This is a genomic window from uncultured Caballeronia sp. (genome assembly GCF_964243625.1).
Taxonomy (GTDB): Bacteria; Pseudomonadota; Gammaproteobacteria; order Burkholderiales; family Burkholderiaceae; genus Caballeronia.
The window spans coordinates 1-3,785 of the sequence record NZ_CAXTGZ010000581.1 but is presented as its reverse complement, the minus strand read 5'-3'; the positions used below and the strand labels follow the sequence as shown (position 1 = coordinate 3,785).

The window sequence follows — 3,785 nt, the reverse complement described above, 5'->3', positions numbered from 1 at the left end:
AACACTTGGGCTGGCACGCCCGCGACGCGGCCCAACGCGATCCACTGGAACGCGGGATTGTTGAAGGCTTGCAGGCTGCCGTCGGTGAAAACCTGCGCGATACCGCGCCCCGCGATGAACAGCACCAGCGTCGCGACAATCGGCTGCACGGAGAGCCTCGTCACGAGGAAGCCGTTGAACACGCCGCACAGCGCGGCAGCCAGCACGGGCAAGACAAACGCCAGCGCAATGCCGAACGGCCCGGCGATGTTCATGAAGATCATCGGCGCGAGCGATCCGGCGATCGCCATCGAAGCGCCGACCGATAAATCGATACCCCCGGTCGCCACGACCAGCGTCATCCCGATGCCGACAATGACGATCGTCACCACTTGCGTCAGGTTGACGTTGAACGTCTGCAGCGACCAGAAGTGCTGCGTGAAGAACAGGTTGAACACGACCATCGCGAGAAGGACGGCGATCTCGCGCTGGATCGTGATGCGGTGTTTTTTCTTCGCCGCGCCCGGCGCGTTTTGTCCCACGGGCGGCGCGACCGTTGCCGGTTGAGTTTTCTGGTTCATGGCTGACCTTCTTTGGCATCGACGGCTTCCGCCAGCGCCGACTCTTCACCTGATCCGTAGGCGATGGCGTCCATGATCGACGCCTCGCTCATGCGTGCGCCGTCGAGTTCGGCGACGGTCTTGCCATCGCGGATCACGACCGCGCGATCGGCCACCGCCGTGAGTTCCTCCAGCTCCGACGCCGACAGCAACACTGCCAGCCCCGAGTCGCGCAACTCGCGAATGATCTTTGCGACATCGGCCTTGGCGCCTACATCAATGCCGCGCGTGGGCTCATCGAGCAGGAGCAACGAGGGATTCGTGGCGAGCCATCGTGCGAGCAACACCTTCTGCTGGTTACCGCCCGACAACTCGCGAATCGGCTGGTCCGGCGAGCGCAATTTGATCCCCAGCGATTCGATAAACCTGTCCACAATCGCGCGTTGCTTGGCGACATCGACCACGCCGTGTTTGGTGAGCGTGCGCAGGCAAACGAGCGTGAGGTTGTCGCGCACGGACAGCTCCGGCACGATCCCATCGCCTTTGCGATCCTCCGTCAGATAAGCGATGCCGCGCGCAATTGCATCTTGCGGCGACTTGAAATTCACCGGTTTTCCATCGATGGAAAGCGACCCGCGCTCGGCCGGATCCGCGCCGAACATCAGCCGCATGGTCTCCGTGCGACCCGAGCCGAGCAAGCCGGCGAGACCTACGGCTTCGCCCGCGTGGACATCGAGCGAAACGTCCGTCACCTTCGCGCCCGCGCCAATGTTCTTTGCGCTGATCGCCGTCGTGCCGCGTTTGGCCAGGTTCGCTTCCTTCACGGCACTGTCCTCCTGCACCACGGCGGCGAGCGTGCGGCCGAGCATCGTGGTCACGAGTTGCAGTTTGTCGAGCGCGGCCATGGGGCTTTCGGCGACGGTCTGGCCATCGCGCATGACGGTCACGCGGTCGCACAGTGCGTACAACTCGTCGAGCCGGTGCGAGACGAAGATCACCGCGCGGCCATCGTCGCGCAAACGCCGCACGACGCTGAATAAAAGTTCGACCTCGCGTTCATCGAGTGAGGACGTGGATTCGTCCATGATGACCATCTTCGCTTCCGACGATACCGCTCGCGCGAGCGCCACCATCTGCTGAATGGCGGTGGAAAATTCGCGTACGGGTTTGCTGACATCGATCTGCAAGCCGAACGAATCGAGCAATTCCTGCGCGCGCCGGTGAATCGTCTTCCAGTCGATCAACCCAAACCGGCGCGGCTCGCGGCCAAGAAAAATGTTCTCGGCGATCGAGCGGAACGGAACCAGGTTGATCTCCTGATAAATCGTGCTGATACCGGCTTCGCGTGCCTCTTTGGGCGTACGGAAATCGGCTTCGCGGCCATCGAAACGGATCGTTCCGCCTGTGCGCCGATACGCGCCGGTCAGGATCTTGATGAGCGTCGATTTGCCCGCGCCGTTCTGCCCGATCAGCGCATGCACTTCTCCCGCGCGTACCGACAGTCGCGCGTGCCGCAACGCGGCCACGCCGCCGAAGCTGATATCGATGTCCTGCATCTCCAGCAGCGGCGATTGAGTTGGCGTGTTCATCGAATGCGTCTCCTCGGGCGAACGGAATGTTCGCCGGATACAAAAGAAGCGACGGCCGGCGAAAGACCGGGCGCGCCGCTTCGAACACCTTCGTTGCTCTTTACAGCGGACTGCTTGGCCGATCACCGGCCGCTCAGAAGCCGCTCAGTAGCCGTACTGCATGCTCTGCGCGACATTGCTCTTGTCGTAGAAGCGGTCGGAGACTTTCACCCACGGCGGGATGGTTTCGCCCTTCGCGAACTTCTGCGCCACGTCGCACGCAAGGGGGCCGAAGAACGGGCTCGACTGCACGCTCGCACCGAGTTCGCCGGCCGCGATTGCGTCCATGCCGCCCTTCGTTCCGTCGATGGTCACGATCGTGATGTCCTTGCCTGGCTGCTTGCCGGCCGCCTTGATGGCCGCGATTGCACCGAGGGCCATCTCGTCGTTGTGCGCGTACACGGCAGTCACGTCGGGATGCGCCTGAAGCAGCGTTTCCATGACCTGGCGGCCCTTGTCGCGGGCGAAATCGCCGCTTTGCGACGCGATGATCTGCAGACCCGGATTCTTCGCGATCACGTCATCGAAACCTTTCTTGCGATCGTTCGCAGCAGACGCGCCCGTCGATCCTTCCAGTTCGATGATCTTGCCCTTGCCGCCCGTCGCCTTCACGAGCCAGTCGGCGGCGCGTTGCCCCTGGTTGATGAAGTCCGAACCAATGAACGTGATGTAGTCGCGGCCCGCCTTCGCCACCGACTGATCCACGTCGCGGTCGACCAGGATCACGGGAATGCCTGCTTTCTTGGCCTGCAGCACGATAGGCGCAAGCGGCTTTTCTTCACGCGGCGGGAACACGATCAGATCGACGTGCTGCGCGATCATGCTCTGGATATCGGCGACCTGTTTCGATGCCGAGCTGTTGGCATCGGTCATGACCATCTGCCAGCCGCACTTTGCAGCCACGTCCTTGAAGCTCTTGGTTTCGGCGAGACGCCACGGGTTGTTGCTTTCGGTCTGCGCAAAACCGACGCGCAGCGGTTTTTTGGTCGCCAGCTTCGGCAGGGGAGAGTCGTCAGCGTGTGCAACGCCGAATGCCGCCGCCATCGACAGCGCGAGCACGGACGTGGCGAGCACGCGGAACGGGGTCTTGCATGTTTTCAAGTTTTCAAGCAACAGCATGTCTTCCTCCGGTATGGATGGTCTTGCTTTTTTAAGTACGTCGGTCCTGCTGTGTCGTGTTCTTTCCTGTGTCTTGCTCGCTCCGTCTCAAAAAGTCGAAGTGCGACGATTATTCCACCGCATTTTATTATTGGTCAATCGCTAATATTATTAATTGCGGGCTGTTTTGCTTCGGTGAATACCCTTACCGACGCGCGCTCCACCAGCGGTCCATCGAGCTTTACTACACGTCTTCGGACCGGTGCGCCGGCGGCGCGGTTGTGTTCTTCCTGCAGCAGCGTTTCGACCGCCCATCGGCCGAGTTCGTAGTTGGGCAACACGACCGTGGAAAGCGGCGGATGCGTGTGGCGCGCGATTTCCTGATCGTCGTAGCCAAGCACGGACACGTCTTCCGGTACGCGCAAGCCAAGCTGCTTCAACGCTTCGATCGCCCCGAGCGCCGTCAGGTCGTTCGCGCAGAAAATGGCGGTCGGCGGATTCGGCTCGCGCATCAGCGAAA

Annotated in this window: 4 protein-coding genes; all 4 read right to left on the bottom strand. The window is 61.7% G+C overall.

What is annotated here, in order from left to right; genetic code table 11:
* Positions 1-560, bottom strand: a 560-nt coding sequence (locus ACFFAR_RS27455; protein ID WP_375508842.1) for an ABC transporter permease, incomplete at its 3' end; no start/stop codon positions are given.
* Positions 557-2,128, bottom strand: a complete 1,572-nt coding sequence (locus tag ACFFAR_RS27450; RefSeq protein WP_375508841.1) for a sugar ABC transporter ATP-binding protein — start codon at positions 2,126-2,128, stop codon at positions 557-559. The genes ACFFAR_RS27450 and ACFFAR_RS27455, both read right to left, overlap by 4 nt.
* A gap of 144 nt (positions 2,129-2,272) precedes the next feature.
* The gene (locus ACFFAR_RS27445) at positions 2,273-3,286 is read right to left on the bottom strand and encodes a substrate-binding domain-containing protein (RefSeq protein ID WP_174365667.1); all 1,014 of its coding nucleotides are present in this window, start codon (positions 3,284-3,286) and stop codon (positions 2,273-2,275) included.
* 134 nt (positions 3,287-3,420) lie between these two features.
* Positions 3,421-3,785 (bottom strand): substrate-binding domain-containing protein (locus ACFFAR_RS27440; protein WP_375508840.1); only part of this gene is annotated, 365 nt, incomplete at its 5' end.